Source organism: Rudaea sp. 3F27F6 (genome assembly GCF_005503555.1).
In the GTDB taxonomy this organism is placed as follows: domain Bacteria; phylum Pseudomonadota; class Gammaproteobacteria; order Xanthomonadales; family Rhodanobacteraceae; genus Rudaea.
Map to the genome: position 1 here is coordinate 368,720 of NZ_SCNG01000002.1, position 19,195 is coordinate 387,914.

12 protein-coding genes are annotated in these 19,195 nt (G+C 64.0%); 6 read left to right on the plus strand and 6 right to left on the minus strand.

What is annotated here, in order from left to right; all coding sequences use genetic code 11:
- Positions 1–15 precede the first annotated feature (15 nt).
- A complete protein-coding gene (clpA, locus tag FFS30_RS09525) occupies positions 16–2,286 on the minus strand; it encodes an ATP-dependent Clp protease ATP-binding subunit ClpA (protein ID WP_137912909.1) in 2,271 nt (756 codons plus the stop codon).
- Positions 2,287–2,393: 107 nt separating this feature from the next.
- Positions 2,394–2,720, minus strand: a complete 327-nt coding sequence (clpS, locus tag FFS30_RS09530) for an ATP-dependent Clp protease adapter ClpS (protein WP_137912910.1) — start codon at positions 2,718–2,720, stop codon at positions 2,394–2,396.
- A gap of 159 nt (positions 2,721–2,879) precedes the next feature.
- Between clpS and FFS30_RS09535 the strand changes: the two genes are divergently transcribed.
- The 5 genes from FFS30_RS09535 to acnA all read left to right on the plus strand — a co-directional run bounded on the left by FFS30_RS09535 (position 2,880) and on the right by acnA (position 10,343).
- Positions 2,880–3,374, plus strand: a complete 495-nt coding sequence (locus tag FFS30_RS09535) for an NUDIX hydrolase (protein ID WP_137912911.1) — start codon at positions 2,880–2,882, stop codon at positions 3,372–3,374.
- Entirely contained in the window at positions 3,374–4,513 is a 1,140-nt protein-coding gene (gene mnmA / locus FFS30_RS09540; protein WP_249352346.1) for a tRNA 2-thiouridine(34) synthase MnmA, read from the plus strand. Before FFS30_RS09535 ends, mnmA begins: the two co-directional genes overlap by 1 nt.
- Positions 4,510–5,133 (plus strand): high frequency lysogenization protein HflD, encoded by a 624-nt coding sequence (gene hflD / locus FFS30_RS09545; RefSeq protein WP_137912912.1) that lies wholly within the window; start codon positions 4,510–4,512, stop codon positions 5,131–5,133. The genes mnmA and hflD overlap by 4 nt, the downstream gene beginning before the upstream one ends.
- A 673-nt stretch (positions 5,134–5,806) precedes the next feature.
- Positions 5,807–7,378 carry a hypothetical protein gene (locus tag FFS30_RS09550; RefSeq protein ID WP_212742449.1) on the plus strand — a complete coding sequence of 524 codons (1,572 nt, stop codon included), beginning with the start codon at positions 5,807–5,809 and terminating at the stop codon, positions 7,376–7,378.
- A 214-nt stretch (positions 7,379–7,592) separates the two neighbouring features.
- The gene (acnA, locus tag FFS30_RS09555; protein ID WP_137912914.1) at positions 7,593–10,343 is read left to right on the plus strand and encodes an aconitate hydratase AcnA; all 2,751 of its coding nucleotides are present in this window, start codon (positions 7,593–7,595) and stop codon (positions 10,341–10,343) included.
- A gap of 103 nt (positions 10,344–10,446) precedes the next feature.
- On the opposite strand, the gene FFS30_RS09560 is transcribed toward acnA, so the two are convergent.
- Positions 10,447–11,295 (minus strand): sulfotransferase, encoded by an 849-nt coding sequence (locus FFS30_RS09560; protein WP_137912915.1) that lies wholly within the window; start codon positions 11,293–11,295, stop codon positions 10,447–10,449.
- A gap of 320 nt (positions 11,296–11,615) precedes the next feature.
- Between FFS30_RS09560 and FFS30_RS09565 the strand changes: the two genes are divergently transcribed.
- Complete coding sequence (locus tag FFS30_RS09565) at positions 11,616–13,316, plus strand: AMP-binding protein (RefSeq protein WP_137912916.1); 1,701 nt, start codon at positions 11,616–11,618, stop codon at positions 13,314–13,316.
- A 94-nt stretch (positions 13,317–13,410) separates the two neighbouring features.
- Here FFS30_RS09565 and FFS30_RS09570 read toward each other — a convergent pair whose 3' ends face one another.
- From FFS30_RS09570 to FFS30_RS09580, 3 genes are all read right to left on the minus strand, one after another.
- Positions 13,411–16,146: an EAL domain-containing protein gene (locus FFS30_RS09570; protein WP_343182325.1), complete on the minus strand. Its 2,736-nt coding sequence runs from the start codon at positions 16,144–16,146 to the stop codon at positions 13,411–13,413.
- Positions 16,147–16,201: 55 nt separating this feature from the next.
- Entirely contained in the window at positions 16,202–16,972 is a 771-nt protein-coding gene (locus FFS30_RS09575; RefSeq protein ID WP_137912917.1) for an iron-containing redox enzyme family protein, read from the minus strand.
- A 223-nt stretch (positions 16,973–17,195) separates the two neighbouring features.
- Positions 17,196–19,121: a formylglycine-generating enzyme family protein gene (locus tag FFS30_RS09580; protein WP_137912918.1), complete on the minus strand. Its 1,926-nt coding sequence runs from the start codon at positions 19,119–19,121 to the stop codon at positions 17,196–17,198.
- Positions 19,122–19,195: the final 74 nt, after the last annotated feature.

Here is a 19,195-nt window from a genome sequence, read left to right on the forward strand (position 1 = left end):
CCCCGGCACCAGGTCTTATTCAACGGTGACCGGCAGCTTTTCGTCAGCTTCCACGCGCACGTCGAGCTTGCCATCCTTGACGCCGAGATGGACCTTGCCGCCTTCGGCAAGCTTGCCAAACAGCAGTTCGTCGGCGAGCGGCCGCTTGACGTTTTCCTGGATCACGCGCGCCATCGGCCGCGCGCCCATCTGCTTGTCGAAACCGTGTTCGGCCAGCCAACGGCGCGCCTCCGCGTCGACACTCAAGGCAACGTGCTTCTCTTGCAACTGCGCTTCGAGTTCGATCAGGAACTTGTCCACCACACGCAGGATGTGGTCAAAGTCGAGCGAGGCGAACTGGATGATCGCATCGAGACGGTTGCGGAACTCGGGGGTGAACGCGCGGCGGATCGTTTCCATCGCGTCGGTCGCATGGCTCTGCTCGACGAAGCCGATCGAGCGGCGAGCTGCCTGTGAAGCCCCTGCGTTCGTCGTCATCACGAGGATCACGTTGCGGAAATTCGCTTCGCGTCCGTTTGTGTCGGTGAGCTTGCCGTGGTCCATGATCTGCAACAGGATGTTGTAGACGTCCGGATGCGCCTTTTCGATTTCGTCGAGGAGGAGCACGCAGTGCGGATGCTTGGTGATCTGCTCGGTGAGCAGGCCGCCCTGGTCGAAGCCGACATAGCCCGGCGGCGCACCGATCAGGCGCGAAACCGAGTGCGACTCCATGTACTCGCTCATGTCGAAGCGGATCAGTTCGATACCGAGCTGCATGGCGAGCTGGCGCGTGACCTCGGTCTTGCCGACCCCGGTCGGGCCGGCTAGGAGGAAGTTGCCGATCGGCTTGTTCGCATTGCCCAAACCCGAGCGCGCCATCTTGATCGAAGCGGCCAACGCCTCGATCGCCAGATCCTGGCCAAACACGACCATCTTGAGGTTGCGTTCGAGATTCCTCAGCACGTCGCGGTCCGAGGTCGATACCTGCTTGGGCGGAATCCGCGCCATACGCGCAACGATGAATTCGATTTCCGGCACGTCGACGACGGTCTTGCGGTCGGCCTCGGGCAGCAGGCGCTGGCGCGCGCCGGCCTCGTCGATCACGTCGATCGCCTTGTCCGGCAACAGACGGTCGCCGATATGCTTCACCGAGAGATCGACCGCCGCCTTGAGCGCCTCGTTCGTGTATTCGATCTTGTGGTGCTCCTCGAAACGCGACTTCAGGCCTTTCAGAATTTCCACGCTTTCGGCCACCGAAGGCTCGACGACGTCGATCTTCTGGAAGCGTCGCGCAAGCGCGCGGTCCTTCTCGAACACGCCGCGGTACTCCTGGAACGTGGTCGAGCCGATGCAGCGCAACTCGCCCGAGGCGAGCACAGGCTTGATCAGATTCGACGCATCCATGGTGCCGCCCGATGCCGAGCCAGCGCCGATGATGGTGTGGATCTCGTCGATGAACAGGATCGCGTTCGGCTCCTTCTTGAGCTGCGCGAGCACGGCCTTGAGGCGCTTCTCGAAGTCGCCGCGGTACTTGGTCCCAGCCACCAGCGCGCCGAGATCAAGCGCGTAGATCGTGCATTCCCGGAGCACGTCAGGCACTTCGCCTTCGACGATGCGCTTGGCGAGGCCTTCGGCCAGCGCGGTCTTGCCGACGCCGGCTTCGCCGACGTAGAGCGGATTGTTCTTGCGCCGGCGGCAGAGCACCTGGATCGTGCGCTCGACTTCCTCGATGCGGCCGATCAGGGGGTCGATCTTGCCTTCGCGCGCCTGCTCGTTGAGGTTGCTCGCGAACTCGGTCAGCGGATTGCCGCGTGGCTCCTCGGCGCCCTCGCCTTCCTTGCCTGGCTCACTCGCCGGCTGCGCGGACTCCTGGCCGATCTTGGCCACGCCGTGCGAAATATAGTTGACCACGTCGAGCCGCGCGACTTCCTGCTGATTGAGGAAGTACACCGCGTGCGAATCCTTTTCGCCGAAGATCGCCACGAGCACGTTCGCGCCGGTGACTTCTTTACGTCCCGAGGACTGCACGTGGTAGACCGCGCGCTGCAGCACGCGCTGGAAACCCAGGGTCGGCTGCGTATCTCGCTCATCGCCGCTCGGCAGTACCGGAACGGTTTCGACGATGATGGTCTTCAAATCTTTGCTGAGTCTGACCAGGTCGGCGTTGCAAGCGCGCAACACGGCGGCGGCCGACGGATTCTCGAGCAGAGCGAGCAGGAGATGCTCGACTGTCATGAATTCGTGGCGCTGCTCGCGTGCGTCCTTGTAGCACTGGCCGATGGTGAGCTCGAGGTCTTTACTGAACATGGGCAGTAGTTCCGCTATGCGATCGTCCCTGCTCGCGAAGACTATAGCGGCCGTCCCGACCGCACTTCTCAAAAGAGCAATTTACCAGCACACGATATGTGGCAAGCCTAGGCTTTTTCCAGAGTACAAAGTAACGGATGCTGGTGCGAACGGGAGAATTCGTTTACCTGGGTGACCTTGGTCTCGGCCACTTCGCGCGTGAACACCCCGCATACGCCGCGGCCGCGCGTATGTACGTGGAGCATCACCTGGGTCGCGCGTTCGCGATCCATGTTGAAAAACGTTTCCAGCACCACCACGACGAAGTCCATCGGCGTGAAATCGTCGTTGAGCAGCAGCACTTGGTAAAGCGGCGGGCGCGCGACCTCAGGACGCGCCTCTTCCACCACGGCGCCGCGCTGAGGTTCGTGCAGTTTGTCCGGCGTTTGCGTCATCGATAAACCCTGTGCGTCTTGCAATCCAAGTATAGCGCTGCGGCAATTCAAGCACCCGCGCCGGTAGCGGAGATGGTGCTGCCGCGCGGCGTTTCAACGGCGCCGCATTCATCCGACCTCAGGTAAAATCCTGTGTTCCCAAATGGATTTTCTGCTTCGATGTTCGAACGCTTTGCCACCTCCGTCGACGCCGTCTGGCGCCCTCGCGTCACTGTTGCCACGGTCGTGGCGGATGGCGGCCGTTTCCTGTTGGTCGAAGAAAACATCCGCGACGAGATCGTCCTCAACCAGCCGGCCGGGCATCTGGAGCAGAACGAAACCTTGTTCGACGCCGCCCTGCGCGAAACGCTCGAGGAAACGGGCTGGACCGTCGAATTGACCGATTTCATCGGCGTGTATCAGTGGAACACTCCGGACGCGAGCGCCGAATATCTGCGCTTCACTTTCGCCGCGCGGCCCGTTCGGCACGACCCGAAGCGCCTTCTCGACGAAGGCATTATCCGTGCGCTCTGGCTGACGCGCGAAGAAGTCGCCGCCCAATCGGCGCGGCACCGCAATCCGATGGTGCTCGGCAATGTCGACGACTGGCTGGCCGGCAAGCGCTTTCCCTTGCACGTACTGCAATCACTGCTGCCCACGGCGCAACCTGCCTGATGAACGAGACGGGACGCATCATGGTCGGCATGTCGGGCGGCGTCGACTCCTCAGTCGCCGCTCTGCTGCTCGCGCGCGAAGGCGCTAAAATTGCCGGCCTGTTCATGCAGAACTGGGAGGAAGACGAACGCTTCGGCGAATGTCAGGCCGACCGTGACCGCGCGGATGCGCTGCGTATCTGCGGCAAGCTCGGCATCGCTTTTCACGCGCGCAATTTTGCTGCCGAATATTGGGACCAGGTTTTCGAGAATTTTCTTTCCGAGTATCGTGCCGGGCGTACGCCGAATCCGGACGTGTTGTGCAACCGCGAAATCAAGTTCAAGACCTTTCTCGAACACGCGCGCACCCTCGGCGCGGACAAGATCGCCACCGGCCACTATGCGCGCACCGACTGCGTCGACGGCCGCCATCGACTGCTACGCGGGCGCGACGCCAATAAGGATCAGAGTTATTTCCTCTACGCGCTCGGACAGGAGCAGCTCGCCTCGACCCTGTTTCCGATCGGCGATCTGCCCAAACCGGAGGTGCGCGCCCTGGCGCGCGCAGCGGAACTGCCGACGCACGACAAAAAGGATTCGACCGGCATCTGCTTCATCGGCGAGCGCGATTTCCGCGAATTCCTCGGCCAATACATTCCCGCCCAGCGCGGCGAACTGCGCACACCCGACGAACGCCGCATCGGCGAACACGACGGGGTGATGTACTACACGCTCGGTCAGCGCAACGGCCTCGGCATCGGCGGCCGTCGCGACGCGGGAACTGGGGCGTGGTACGTGGTCGGCAAGGACGTGGCGAAAAACGTCCTCTACGTCGCCCAGGGCGGGGAGAATCAATGGCTGCAGTCGCAGCGCCTCAGCGTCTCCGACTTGAGCTGGACGGCCGGCCACGCTCCGGCTGTCGAGTTCGCCTGCACGGCGAAGACGCGCTACCGGCAAGCCGACCAAGCCTGCCGCGTGCATATAGCCGGCAGCCGCGGCGAGGTCGAATTCGACCAGCCGCAGCGCGCCGTCACGCCGGGCCAGTCGATCGTCTTCTATCGCGACGAGGAGTGCCTTGGCGGCGGCATTATTGAAGCCACCGATGCGCCGTTCGGCGGCCTCGCCGAATTTCGGCCTGCGAACTATGAGGCTCGCTCGTGAGAGAAGAACGCGTCATCGCCCTCGCCGGCCTGTTCCAGGCGGTCATTCTCGTACGTGCCATCGCCACGCGCGGTGGCGCCGACACGTTCGCGATGCAGCCAAGCCTGTCGAGCATCTTCAAGATCAACGCCGACAGCCCTGCTGACGTGTTCGGCGGTCTCAACAACCTGCGTCCGGGCCTGGAAACGCTGATCGCACAGCTCGACGACAGTAAGCGCGACCTCGGAATCACCCGTATCGCGATTTCCGTCATGCGCGTGGAAGGAAAGCTGTGGCGGCGCACCGACATGCTCGGCAAGCTCCGCGAAGGCATTGAAACCATCGCCCAGCAGACAGCCGGCGAGGAACCGACCAGCCCTATCGTCGCGGCACGTCTAGCCCGGCTTTACGTCGACACCATCTCGACCTTGCAGCCGCGTATCGTCGTCGAAGGCAACCCGCAGTTTCTGCGTCAGGAAACCCAGGTCGCGCAGATTCGCGCCTTGCTGCTTTCGGCAATCCGCGCGGCGGTGCTTTGGCGCCAATTGGGCGGCTCGCAATGGCGGCTAATCTTCCGCCGTAAACAATATTCGATGATGGCGCGTGGCCTGCTCGCGCAGTGCACGCTCGGCGGCGCATAAAAAGCCCGCGTTTCCGCCTCTCCCCCGAGCACCGGTCCGTTGGAAACAGGAGACCGGTGGATAAACACGCCATCTTATCTCGTGAAAAACGATGTTTTGTGATGCATATCGCAATTTTTGAATTAATAATTTAAATCGGTCTAAAATATTTTAGATGTGTATATAAATGTAAAGGTATATTGCGCAATTACCTAACTCAATACGCGATCCACCTCACGAAGTGATTGGCATACGGTGCGTCAATTCACTCTTTTATCGCAATATTCTGACTATTTTTGAAAACTGTGCGCTGCGCCACATATAAAAATTATATTCGACGTTAAAAGCGTAGTTGCAGGGGGCAGCGACATATGCGCGAGCATTTCTTGCCACATGTATCGCAGTACCCGTTGCCTGTGTTTTACATCACGCAACTACAGGAGTGCCGCATATGAAAATGCTCGGGACCAACACATTGCGAGTTGGCTTTTTTGCTTTGTCCTCGCTTACTTTAGCGATAAATTCGGCTATTGCAGCGCAGCAAACGGATGTCCGTTCCGTCTCGTCGGACGGCTCGGCCAGCGCGGAGCAGGTCGCTCATGCACAGAGCAAGATCTCCTCGGCCATGTCGATTGCAAACCGATTCTCTGCAGATTTCACTCCGGGCCCGAACGGATCGCCCGATCCTAATCGCGTGCAACTGATCAATAACCTGCTGCGCGGCGACGCGCGCGGAATGAGCGAAGCGACCACGGCAACCAGTCTGAGCCAGGCCATGGCCGCCGCCAATGCGGGTGCCACGCGTCGCGCTAATACCGCGATTACCGTTACCGGACAGCAAAACAGCAACGACGTCGCCACACCTAATGCCATCGGCGACACCACCGACGATTTAGTCTATACACCCATTGTTCCGTGTCGAATTGTCGATACGCGCGTCAATGGCGCCGGCGGTCCGATTCAGGCGCTGACCAACCGCACTTTCGCGGGCGTGGGCGGTTCGGCACAGGGCGGCGGCAATTGCTCGGGTTATACGGGCGCAATTCCGGCAGCCCTTACGCTCAATGTGACGGCCGATACTCACGGCTTCGGAACGCCGGGCCAATACGGATTCGTTGCGGTTTATCCGGCCGGCCTCAATTACCCGCTTTCGAGCTGGCTCAATTTGGCCGGCGACTCGACTGTGGCCAATGAAGGTATCGCCACGATTAATCCGACCAACGGCAATTTCAACGTATTTACTCAAAATGAAGCCAATATCATCATCGATGTTTACGGCTTCTTCCGCGCTCCGACCGGCAATAGCAGCGGTGCGACAGGCGCCACGGGTCCAACCGGAGCGACCGGCGCCACGGGTGCAACGGGTCCGACTGGCGCCACGGGTGCAACGGGCGCCACCGGAGCAGGCACGACCGGTGCCGCAGGCGTTACGGGAGCCACTGGCGCCGCAGGTCCAACGGGCGCCACGGGCGCTACCGGCGCAGGCACGACCGGTGCCACCGGCGCCACCGGAGTCGCGGGCCCCGCAGGTGCAACCGGTGCCACGGGTGCGAACGGCGTTGCCGGTGCTACAGGTCCGGCCGGTGTGGCTGGCCCTGCGGGCGCAACCGGACCGGCGGGCGCGAACGGCCTAATCGGCCCCACCGGCCCGGCAGGCGTGGCCGGCCCGACCGGGGCAGCGGGTACCGCCGGCGCGACGGGTGCCACAGGCGCCGCGGGCGCGACCGGCACAGCAGGTGCGACCGGTGCTACGGGTCCGGGCATGGCGTTCACGTCGAGCATGGGCGCGGGAACGGTGACGACGGTCCTTGGTGGACTGGTCGGAACGATTGCGGTCCTACCGGTTTCCGGTGCGGAATTGGCGACTCCACCCAGCATCACCCTGCTTGGCGGTGCGCTCAACGTGTCCACCAACACGACGCTGCTGACCCAGGTGCAGACGTTCCCGCAGAGTGGCCAGTTCACCTCGCTGAGAGCCACCTTCATGGAAACGGCCGCCCTGAGCCTCGTCGGCTCCACGGTGACACTGACGGCGACTCTCTACACCGGCAGCTCTCCGACGAACCTCGTAGCGACGCCACTGAACTGCTCGGCCACGATCACCGGCATCATCACGCTCGGCGCCGTGCAAACCTGTTCGGCTTCGGGTGGAACGGCCACGGTCAATGCGGGCGACAGCGGACTGATCGTCGTTACCGCCACCGCATCGGGGCTCTCGCTGCTCAATACCGTCGTGATTGGAGCATCGGTCGCCATCGGCCCATAAACCAAAGCCAGGCAACGACTTATTCGAGGGCGCGCATGACGCGCCCTCTTTTTTTGTCGCGTTCGGCCTGCGCCACCGCCGCGCCTTGGCCGAATGCGCCGGATGAGCTCCGCCGCAGCGGAAGCCGCCAGACCATTGCTTCCGCAATGCAGCAGACTGCGCGATAATAGGAGGCTAACTTCCCCGCCCTCACTCGACACGCCAGGAGCTTCCCATGACCGATTCCTTCGCCACTCGCGACACTCTCGACGTCGGCGGCAAGAAGTACACGATCGCGAGTCTCGCCAAGCTCGGGCAGAAGTTCGACATCCAGCGTCTGCCGTATTCGATGAAGATCCTGCTCGAAAACCTGCTGCGCCACGAGGACGGCGTCAACGTCACCGCGAAGGAGATCGAAGCGGTCGCAAAGTGGGAGCCGAAGAAGGAGCCTGACACCGAAATCGCCTTCATGCCGGCGCGCGTCGTCCTCCAGGACTTCACCGGCGTCCCCTGCGTGGTCGACCTCGCCGCGATGCGCGACGCCATCGTCAATCTCGGGGGCGACGCGAAGAAGATCAATCCGCTGATTCCGTCCGAACTCGTCATCGACCACTCCGTGCAGGTGGACGTGTTCGGCGAAGCCGACGCGCTCGACCTCAACGTCAAGATCGAATTCGACCGCAACAAGGAGCGCTACGGCTTCCTGCGTTGGGGCCAGAGCGCGTTCAACAACTTCAAGGTCGTGCCGCCGCGCACCGGCATCGTGCACCAGGTCAACCTCGAATATCTCGCCCGCGTCGTCGCCACGGCGGACAAGGATGGCTCGGCTTGGGCCTTCCCCGACACGGTGTTCGGCACCGACTCGCATACGACGATGATCAACGGTATCGGCGTGCTCGGCTGGGGCGTCGGCGGTATCGAAGCCGAGGCAGCGATGCTCGGCCAGCCCTCGTCGATGCTGATCCCGCAGGTCGTCGGCTTCAAGCTGACCGGCAAGCTGCCCGAGGGCACGACCGCGACGGACCTCGTGCTCACCGTGACCCAGATGCTGCGCAAGCACGGCGTCGTCGGCAAGTTCGTCGAGTTCTACGGCGACGGCCTGCAGCACCTGCCGCTGGCCGATCGCGCGACGATCGCCAACATGGCACCCGAATACGGCGCGACCTGCGGCATCTTCCCGATCGACAACGAAGCGCTCAACTATCTGCGTCTGTCCGGCCGCGACGAAAGCCTGATCGCGCTGGTCGAGGCCTACGCCAAGGCCCAGGGCCTGTGGCATGACGCCAAGACGCCGGAAGCGGAATTCTCGTCGACGCTGGAGCTGAACCTCGCCGACGTGAAGCCGTCGCTGGCCGGCCCGAAGCGCCCGCAGGACCGCGTGCTGCTGAGCGACGTCGCCAAGAGCGCCGCGGATTCGGTGAAGACCCTTGCCGCGAACCGCAAGCCGAAGAACGGCGCGGAAGCGCGCTTCGCCAACGAAGGCGGGGACACGGCGGTCGGCCATGACGCCAGCGTCAACGGCCCGGGCCAGTCGGTCACGCGCAACGGCGTCGATTTCAAGCTCAAGGACGGCGCGGTCGTGATCGCCGCGATCACGTCGTGCACGAACACCTCGAACCCGGCGGTAATGCTCGGCGCGGGCCTGCTCGCGCGCAATGCGGTGAAGAAAGGCCTCAAGGCTCAGCCCTGGGTCAAGACCTCGCTCGGCCCGGGCTCGCTCGTCGTCACCGATTATTTGAAGAAGGCCGGCGTGCTCGGCGACCTCGAAAAGCTCGGCTTCTTCGTGGTCGGCTACGGCTGCACCACCTGCATCGGCAACTCGGGCCCGCTGCCGGCGGAAATTTCCAAGGGCATCGCCGACGGCGACCTGGTCGTCGCTTCGGTGCTCTCGGGCAACCGCAACTTCGAGGGCCGCGTGCACCCCGAGGTCAAGATGAACTACCTCGCCTCGCCGCCACTCGTCGTCGCCTACGCGCTCGCCGGCACGGTCGATATCGACCTGACCGCGCAGCCGCTCGGCAAGGGCAGCGACGGCAAGGACGTCTACCTCAAGGACATCTGGCCGACCAACAAGGAAATCGGCGACGTCATCGCCGCAACCCTCGGTCCGGAATTGTTCAAGCAGAACTACGCCGACGTGTTCAAGGGCGACTCGCGTTGGAACGCGATCGACGCGCCGAAGGGCGAGCGCTACGGCTGGGACGAGAAATCGACCTACATCAAGAACCCGCCCTACTTCGACGGCATGCGCATGCAGGTCGGCAAGATCAACGACGTCTCGGGCGCACGCGTGCTCGGCATCTTCGGCGATTCGATCACGACCGACCATATCTCTCCGGCCGGCGACATCAAGGCGACTTCGCCCGCGGGCCAGTTCCTGCAGGCGCACGGCGTGGTCAAGGCGGACTTCAACTCCTACGGCTCGCGCCGCGGCAACGACGACGTGATGGTGCGCGGCACCTTCGCCAACATCCGCATCAAGAACCTGATGCTCGGCGGCGAAGAAGGCGGCAACACCCTGCACTATCCGGGCGGCGAAAAGCTGCCGATCTACGACGCTGCGATGCTGTACAAGAAGGAGAACACCCCGCTCGTCGTGCTCGCCGGCAAGGAATACGGCACCGGCTCGTCGCGCGACTGGGCGGCGAAGGGCACCGTCCTGCTCGGCGTCAAGGCCGTGATCGCGGAGAGCTTCGAGCGCATTCACCGCTCCAACCTCGTCGGCATGGGCGTGCTGCCGCTGCAGTTCGCCGACGGACAGAACGCGCAGACGTTGGGCCTCAAGGGCGACGAAGTGTTCGAGATCGCCGGGCTCAACGACGGCGCGGCCAAGGAAATCACCGTCGTCGCTAAGGGCAGCGCCGGCGAGAAGCAGTTCAAGGTCAAGGTGCTGCTGCTGACGCCGAAGGAAGTTGAGTATTACCGCCACGGCGGCATCCTGCCGTTCGTCCTGCGTCAGCTTGCCGGAGGCGCCAAGGCCGCCTGATCTTGGCTGTCGTCGTCCGCGTATGCGAACGACGAAGAAACACCGCGAACGCCCGGCTTTGTCCGGGCGTTCGTTTTTGTGAGTATTGCAATCTCGGTGCCCGCTATTCGACGCGCGCGACGCGGGCGCGAACATCGTCATAGGAGAGCAGGCTCGCGCGCATCCATTCGATCGTACGCGGGCCGAACAGGCTTTCGCTCTTGCGCGAAGGCGGCTCGACGACGCCGGAGAGTGCCGCGCGCTTCCACGGCTCGGCGGCGAGGTCGGCGATCTTGCCGCCGGGCGCCGCCGCGAGCGGCCGCGCCGCGTCGAAATCGAGGAATTCGCACAGCCTCGCCCATTCCGGCTCGTAGCGCTCGACCAGATCCTCGAGACAGACCGCATGGTGGCGGGCCGTACCGAGGTGCGTGAGCTGCAGGTCGACGACGCGATTCCAGCGCCGCACCCAGCGCTTCACCCCGCCGCGGAACGCGCGCGTCGGATGCGCCAGATCGGCGTCGACGATCGAGGCGACGACATCCTCGCCATTGCGCAACACATGGATGAAGAACGCATCGTCCACGTAGCGCGTGATCTCGTCGACGTACATCAAATGGCTCGGAGTCTTTTCGACCCAGACATCGCAGCCCTGCCCCTGCGCAACGCGGTCGAGCAAGGTGACGTAGCGGCGCACGCAGGGTTTGATCGACACCGGCGACCGGCGCGTCTGGCCGAGCAGCTTGGATTCAAGGCACCGCAGGCAACGGCGTCCGTGCGAGCGCGCAAAGCCGTGGCGCCGATACCAGGGATCGCGGCGTGCGTCCGGGTCCTGCCAGCGTCGTTCGATGCCGCCGAATAGCGCCTCGAAGAATCCGGTCTCGGGAAACGTGTGCACGCCCGGATAGCGGGCGAGCAAGGCCTGCACAATGGTAGTGCCGGACCGCGGACAACCGACGACAAAAATGCGTTTCATATTGCTGCACTGCGACCCGAACCCCGCCACAACCTTCGCCTGCGAATGTGCAGTCAAGTTGTAATACTTGCCAGCGAACGTAAGCGGAATGTGGCGATCGGCTTACCTATGTAATCCGACCGCGATACGCCTTCCGGAAGCCGCCACCGCCGCGGTCACCCGGGCTCGCTGCCAAATCGATACTTTCTGTGCGATCGGTGCACCTCATGCACATCCGCTGCGCCGCCGCTTGCCGACCTCGCCGCAGCATGCTCAAATCGGCTCAAACGAGTGTTTGCGTGGGGTACGCGGACACACAGCCACTAGAAGCAGGAGGGAAAATGACGACGAGCAACGACAGTCCTTGGCTGGCGCACTATCCGGCCGGAATCCCCGCGCAGATCGACGTGAACAAGTATCAGTCGATCCCCGAAGTGCTCGAAGCCTCCTGCGAGAAATACCGCCACAAGCCGGCCTATATGAATATGGGCAAGGCGCTGAGCTACGACGAAGTCGACAAGCTGAGCCTGCAGTTCGCGTCCTACCTGGTCAACGACCTCAAGCTCAAGAAAGGCGAGCGCGTCGCCATCATGCTGCCGAACGTGCTGCAGTATCCGATCGCCGCATTCGGCATCCTGCGCGCCGGCCTTACCGTGGTGAACGTCAATCCGCTCTATACCGCGCGCGAGCTGAAGCACCAGTTGAACGACTCGGGCGCGAGCGCCATCGTCGTGCTCGACAATTTCGCCGCGACCCTGGCCGAAGTGCTGCCGCAGGCGCCTTCGCTCAAGCACGTCGTCACCACCGCGATCGGCGACATGCTCGGCTTCCCGAAATCGCTGATCACCAATCTCGTCGTGCGCCACGTCAAGAAGATGGTGCCGAAGTACCGCATCGACCACGAAGTGCGCTTCAACGACGCACTCACGCTCGGCGGCATGGGCACGCTGCCGAAGATCGAGGTCGGCCACGAAGACATCGCCTTCCTGCAGTACACCGGCGGTACGACGGGCGTCGCCAAGGGCGCGATGCTGACCCACAAGAACATGGTCGCCAACATGCTGCAGGCGTCCTCCTGGCTCGGCACCAATCTGCGCGAAGCCCAGGAAGTCGTCATCACCGCGATTCCGCTGTACCACATCTTCGCCCTGACCGCGAACTGCCTGGTTTTCACCCTGATCGGCGGCGTCAGCGTGCTGATCACCAATCCGCGCGACATGCCCGGCTTCGTCAAGGAACTCTCCAAGGTCAAGTTCAGCGTGATCACCGGCGTCAACACGCTGTTCAACGGCCTGCTCAATACGCCGGGATTCGACCGCCTCGATTTCTCCAACATGCGCCTGACCCTCGGTGGCGGCATGGCCGTGCAGCGCACCGTCGCCGACCGCTGGAAGAAGGCGACCCAGTGCACCCTGGTCGAGGCCTATGGCCTGACTGAAACCGCGCCGGCGGCCTGCATCAATCCGCTCGATCTCGCCGAGTACAACGGCTCGATCGGCATGCCGATTCCGTCGACGCAGGCGTGCATCCAGAACGACGACGGCAAGCTGCTCGGCGTCGGCGAAGTCGGCGAACTCTGCATCAAGGGCCCGCAGGTCATGCGCGGCTACTGGCAGCGTCCGGAAGAGACCGCAAAGGTGATCACGCCCGACGGCTGGCTGCACACCGGCGACATCGCCAAGATGGATGCGAACGGCTACTTCTACATTGTCGACCGCAAGAAGGACATGATCCTCGTCTCGGGCTTCAATGTGTATCCGAACGAGATCGAAGACGTCGTCGCCGCCTGCCCCGGCGTGCTCGAATGCGCGGCGATCGGCATTCCCGACGAGAAGTCGGGCGAGGCGGTCAAGGTCGTCATCGTCAAGAAAGACCCGAACCTCACTGCGGAAATCGTCAAGGAATACTGCCGGCACAATTTGACCGGCTACAAGCTGCCGAAGGTGATCGAATTCCGCGAGTCGCTGCCGAAGACCAACGTCGGCAAGATCCTGCGCCGCGAACTGCGCGACCCACCGGCTGCGCCCAAGGCTGCGGCCTAAGGCATCCTTCGCCGCTTGCCTCGGCTGGCGGCGGAAATCCTCTTTAAATCGGGAGCCGTGCGCGCCGCTGGCGTGCACGCGCGAACGCCGCGTTTCAGGAGCGGTCCGGCGACACCAGCTGCAACCGCGTCTTGATCCGCTTCGCGGCGTTCGGCATCAGCAACCGCTCGATCTCGGTCGCCTCGAGCGGCTGCGCGTAGAGGAATCCCTGCCCTTCCATACAACCCGCGCGCAGCAGGAAATCGTGCTGTGCTTCGGTCTCGATACCTTCGGCGATCGTGCGCAGGCCGAGACTCTTGCCGATCGCGAGCATCGCCTGGATGATCGCCGCGTCGTTCGCGTTGCTCGGCAGACCGGTGACGAAGAGGCGGTCGATCTTGAGCCAGGTGATCGCGGGCAGTTTGAGATAGACCAGTGAGGAATAGCCCGTGCCGAAATCGTCGATGGCGACGCTGACGCCGATTTCGTGCAGGCGGTGCATGATCCGGTCGGTATCCTCGCCGAGACGCAGAACCGAACTCTCGGTGATTTCGAGCACGATGCGCGACGGCGCCACGCCCGTTTCCGTCAGCGCGCGGCTCAGCGACTCGACGAAGGCCTGATGGCCGAACCAGTTGGCCGACACGTTCAAGGCCACGCGGATCGGCGGCATGCCCATGCGTTCCCATTCGACCAGTTTGTTCAGCACCGTATGCATGACCCACTGGTCGATCTGGCGCACCACGCCGAGATTCTCCGCGATCGGCACGAACTCGGACGGCGCGATCATGCCGCGCAGCGGATGCTGCCAGCGCAGCAGCGCCTCGACCGCGACGATGCGCCCGCTGCGCAGTTCCACGCTCGGCTGGAAGTAGATGCGCAGTTCGTCGCGTGCGAGCGCTTGGCGCAGTTCCGCAGCCATTTGCAGGCGCGAGCGCGCCTTCGCGTGCATGATCGGTGTGTAGAAGCGCACACAGTTGCGTTCTTCGACCTTCGCCGCGTACATCGCCGCGTCCGCGTTGGCGATCATGGTCGGCGCGTCGACCGCATCGAGCGGATAACCGGCGATGCCGATGCTCGCGCTGATCGCGATCTCGTGATCGTCGATGCGGTAGGGCTCGGACAACGCCGCGAGCAGACGATTGGCCAGACCCATCGCGTCTTCGCGCAGGCCGAGGCCGGTCATCAGCACGGTGAATTCGTCGCCGCCGATGCGCCCGGCGACATCGAGCGGAGAAAGCTGCTTGGCGATGCGCGCCGCGGCCACCGCGAGCAGGCGGTCGCCGACCGCGTGGCTGAAACTGTCGTTGACGATCTTGAACGCATCGAGGTCGATGAACAGCATCGCCACCGCCTCGCGTGCCTGCTCGGCTGCGGCAATCGCGCGCGTGCAGTGCTCCTCGAACTGCACGCGGTTGGCCAGGCCGGTCAGCGGATCGTGCCGCGCCAGGTATTCGAGCTGCAGCCGGTCGGACTTCGACGCGGTGATGTCGGCGATCACCGCGACGTAGCGCTGTACGCGCCCGTGCGCATCGCGGATCACGCTAACGCTGAGACGCTCGTCGTACATGCTGCCGTCACGACGCCGCGCGCGTACCTCGCCCAGCCAGGTGCCCGTCGCCGCGATCTGCACCCAGATCGACGGCGGCAGCAGGCCGCCGTGCGGCAGCACGCGCATATCGTCGATGCGCCGCCCGGTAAGTTCCCCGGCGGTGAAGCCGGTCAGCGCGGTATGCGCGGAATTGACCGCGATCACGCGTCGGTTCGAGTCGGCAATGATCACGCCTTCGGCGACCGCGCCGAGCGCTTCGGCGGCAATGCGGCGCTCCTGTTCCAGCGCCACGCGTTCGGAAATATCGCGGATGATCGCTTGGCGCACGCGCTTTTCACCCCAGTCCGCCACGCTCCACTGAGTCTCGACAGGCCGCATCGAACCGTCCGCCGTACGCAGCTCGTCGGTGGCGCCGGCTTCGCGCGACTCCACGCCCTCGACCAGATCGGAATAGCGCCGACCGACGAGCGTCTCCGAGTCCTCTCCGACCCAGGTCGCCGCGGTGAGGTTCGCATCGAGAACGAGGCCGCTGTTCTCATCGACCATGACGATCGCGTCGGGCGCGCTGTCGAACAGAACGCGATAGCGCTCCTCCGTGCCGCGGATCTTGGCCACGGTGCGCCGCGCGGTACGCAGCCAGATCAGCGAGGCAATGCTCGCCACCGCGAACACGCCGCAGAACAGCAGACGCGCGATCCAGATGGTGCCGTCGGCGATCGTGCTCGAGAACAGCTCGGCGCGCGGCTGGATATACCCGTTGAGCACCGAAATGCGCCCGATCTCGCGCGCGAGACGCGCGTCGTTCCACGACGGCGAATGGCGGTCGCGGCGCAATTCTGCGGCGATCGCACCGAGTTCGCCGATCGCCTCGTCGGTCGAACGCCAGGCCGCCAGCGCGCCGCTGACGAACGGCGCATTCGGCAGATAGCGAAAAATGAAGATGACGACCGGTATCGCCTCGCGCATGGCGTTGTCGTGATGCAGCGCTTCCACGACCGCCGCGCGGTCGTAGTCCGGTTTGACCGACTCGTCGCGGGCGAAACGATCGTAGCCGAGCAAGGCGAAATTGCGGTCGAAGTTCGCCAGGGAATCGGCATCGCCGTGGACGGCGTAGGCCTGCAGATCGACGACGATCTGCTTCTGCGCCTTCGACCAGATGCTCTCGCCGTTGAGAAACGCCGCAAGCGCAAGTTGCACTTGCAGCGCCCCCCACATCAGAACCAGCAGCAGACCGACGAGCCCGACCAGCCCCCACGCCAACGGCATGAGTCTCTGGGTCAACGCTCGCTCGGATGCCACCCGTCTACCCTGCATGGCCGGCATAATACGCCGATACTATGCAGAGAAATGTCTGCTATGCCGCAGCTTCGCTCGGAACGTCGACGACGAACCGCGAGGCCGCGATGCAGCGGTCGGCGAGGATGCGCATGCCCGCATAGCTCCTGCGGATGCACTCCCGCAGATGCCCTACCTGATGCGTCACCGGGTTGGTGCCGATCAGGGTGCAGACGATTTCCAGCGCTTCCCACGGATGCTCATCGTCGTAGGCCGCGTGCAGCTTGAGCCAGCGCAGGCTCGGCGTGTTCGGCATACTGCGCCGATAGGTTTCGCTGTCGTAGACGAGCTGCGACCACTCTCCCGTCGCGCCTTCGACCGCGTAGTTCGTCGCGGCGATGCCGGCGGCCAGCGTGTCGTGCGTGCTGACCTCCTCGCACCAGTTGGCCAGCGCCATCGCATCGGCCGGCACCCAGTCGTTGAGCACCTTTTCGCGTGCCACGCCGGCACCCTCGGCCCAGTCGAGCCAATATTCCGCGTGGTTCTGCTCGACGCGGATATTGCGCACGAGCCAGCGCCGGGCCATGTTGTCCCCTTCGCTGCGCCCGTAGCGGGTCTTCATCAGGCTCGCCGCCATGTAGCCCGGGAAGCGCTCGATCACCGGCCAGATGCCCACCATGAAGTTCGTGGTGGACTCAATGCTGAGCCGCGTCTCGCGCATCATCGCAAACAACTCGTGACGCACGACCTCGCGCTTGGCGCCTTCGCATGCGCCGACCATGTCCTGCGCCCACGACGGATAGCTGCTCAACCGATCGATCGGGCCGGAACGCTCAAAACGAATATTCATAAACTTCTCCTCGGAATCAGAAATGGACAGCCCGGCGGGCGACTCCGAATTTCTCACCGAGCAGGCGCCGGCAAATCGATGCCAACGCAAAAAATCCTCGTCGCTGACGGAGACGACCGGCAGCGCTACAAGGTGGATGCACCTAGCGATGCACTTGCATCATACGCTGGGCGGCATTCCGCGGTATTGCAAAAAGCAAAATGTATACGACGTCGCAAAAACGCTACAGATCGCGCGCGACGCGGATGCCAACCTGCGCGTTGCGCGCGTCGGCGGCGAGACTGGTACGGAACGCCGAGCGCGCCTGATCCGGCGCACTGCCCCAGGAAGCGCCGCGCACGACGCGCCGTTCGCAACCCGGATTGACCCAGGCGCGGCCGTCGGCGGGCGCGCGCAGATAGTTGTCGTGCCAGCAGTCCTCGACCCAGTCGGCGACGTTGCCGTCGATGTCGCGCAGGCCGAACGGGTTCGGCGGAAACTTGCCGATCGGCGCCGGTCCCCAGTAGCCGTCGCTGTACTTCGGAAACGCGTTCGTCCAACGCCGCTGCGTCGGCGACTTGTCGCCGTCGCCGGTCAGGTTCGCGATCTTCGACGTCGGATTTCCGTCGCCCCACCAGTAGCGCGTCGTCGTGCCGGCACGCAGCGCGTACTCGTACTCGGCCTCGCTCGGCAGGCGGTAGCGCTTGCCGGTGCGCGCCGACAGCCACTGCGCATAGGCCTTTGCGTCGTTCCAGGAAACGTGGATGACCGGCAGATTGTCGGCCGCGCCGGCGCCGCTGTAGTCGTTGCGCCAGGTGATGCCGCGGCGGTCGATGGTGCGTCCGGAGTCTTCGTCGTAGACCGTCGACGAGCCGAGCTTCTCCGCATCGGTCTGATACTTCGTGTCGTCGACGAAGGCGCGGAACTCGGCGACGCTGACTTCGTCCTGGCCGAGGGCGAAGCCGAGCGCGATCTTCACTTCGTGCTGCGGCTCCTCGGTGCTGCGATGGCCGGTTTCCTGCGCCGGCGAGCCCATCGTGAAACTGCCAATCGGCATGATCACGAGCTGCGGCGCTTTGCCGTTGCGGTCGACGAATGCGTCGGCAATCACCTGCCCCGGCTTGTAGCTCGCGTACAGCCGCGCATTGCGCAGGCGCTCGTTGAACGCATCGACGCCGCCGACGTCGGGACTGAGGCCGAGCGCGCGCTGGGCGAGCAACTGAGCGAGATCGGCATTGCCCGCGTCGAGCGCGGAATTGGCCTGGGCCATGACCGCCGTCGCACGCTGCTCGCGGATGCCCTGGATCTGGCTGCGCGTGTCGAGCAACTGCTGCGAGCCCGGCCGGATCGAAGAGGCGCCGCGCAATGCCTCCTCGGCGCCCGCGTAGTCGTCCTGGGCGGAGGCGGCGAGCGCACGGTCGAGATAAGTGCGCTCGATCTGGGCGAGACCCTGGTCGGCGAGCTTGTTGTCCGCATCGATCTTCATGACCTGCCGGTACACGGCAAGCGCCTCGTTGCGATTCTTCGCTGCCTCGGCATCGTCCTTGGCCTCGCGATGCAAGGTCTCCGCGGCACGCGTCAACAGCGGCGTGGTCTGGCGCAATTTTTTCAGCCGCGACTGCAACTCATCGATATGCTCGTCGTCGAGCGCCTGGTCGCTGAGCACGGCGATCAGGCGCGCGGATTCGTCTTCATCGCCGCGATCGAGCGCCTCATCGGTGCGCTGCAGGATCGCATCGCGCACTTTCTCGACGCCGGCCTTCGCCGCCGCGCTGCGCTTGTCGGTATCGAGCACCTGGCGATAGAAGGCCAGCGCGCCGTCCTTCGGCTCGAGCAGCCGGCCCTTGGCCAGCGCGTCGTCGGCCTTCTTCAACAGCGCGGCGATCGCTTTCGGCGGCGGCGGCGGTGGCGGCGCAAGGCTGACCGGCGGCCCCCACTGCACCGCTTCTTCGCGCGCGGACGGCGCGACCTTGGCGCTTTCGCCGCCTTTCTGCGCCTGCGCGGTCAAATTTGGCAGGCCGGCCTTGTAGTCGTCTACGCTCGGCGACAGCGGCGATCCCGACTGCGGCAGGCCCGGAAAGAAGCGGTAGAGCAGCGCGAACAACAGCAAGGCGATTCCCGCGGCACCGCCGAGCGTGGTCTGCTTATTGACGACGTCACTACCGGGCATTGCGGGTTCGACTGGAAAAATCGGCTGACATTCTTGCGTCCGAACCTTAGGCTATGCGCCCTTCGACCGCAACC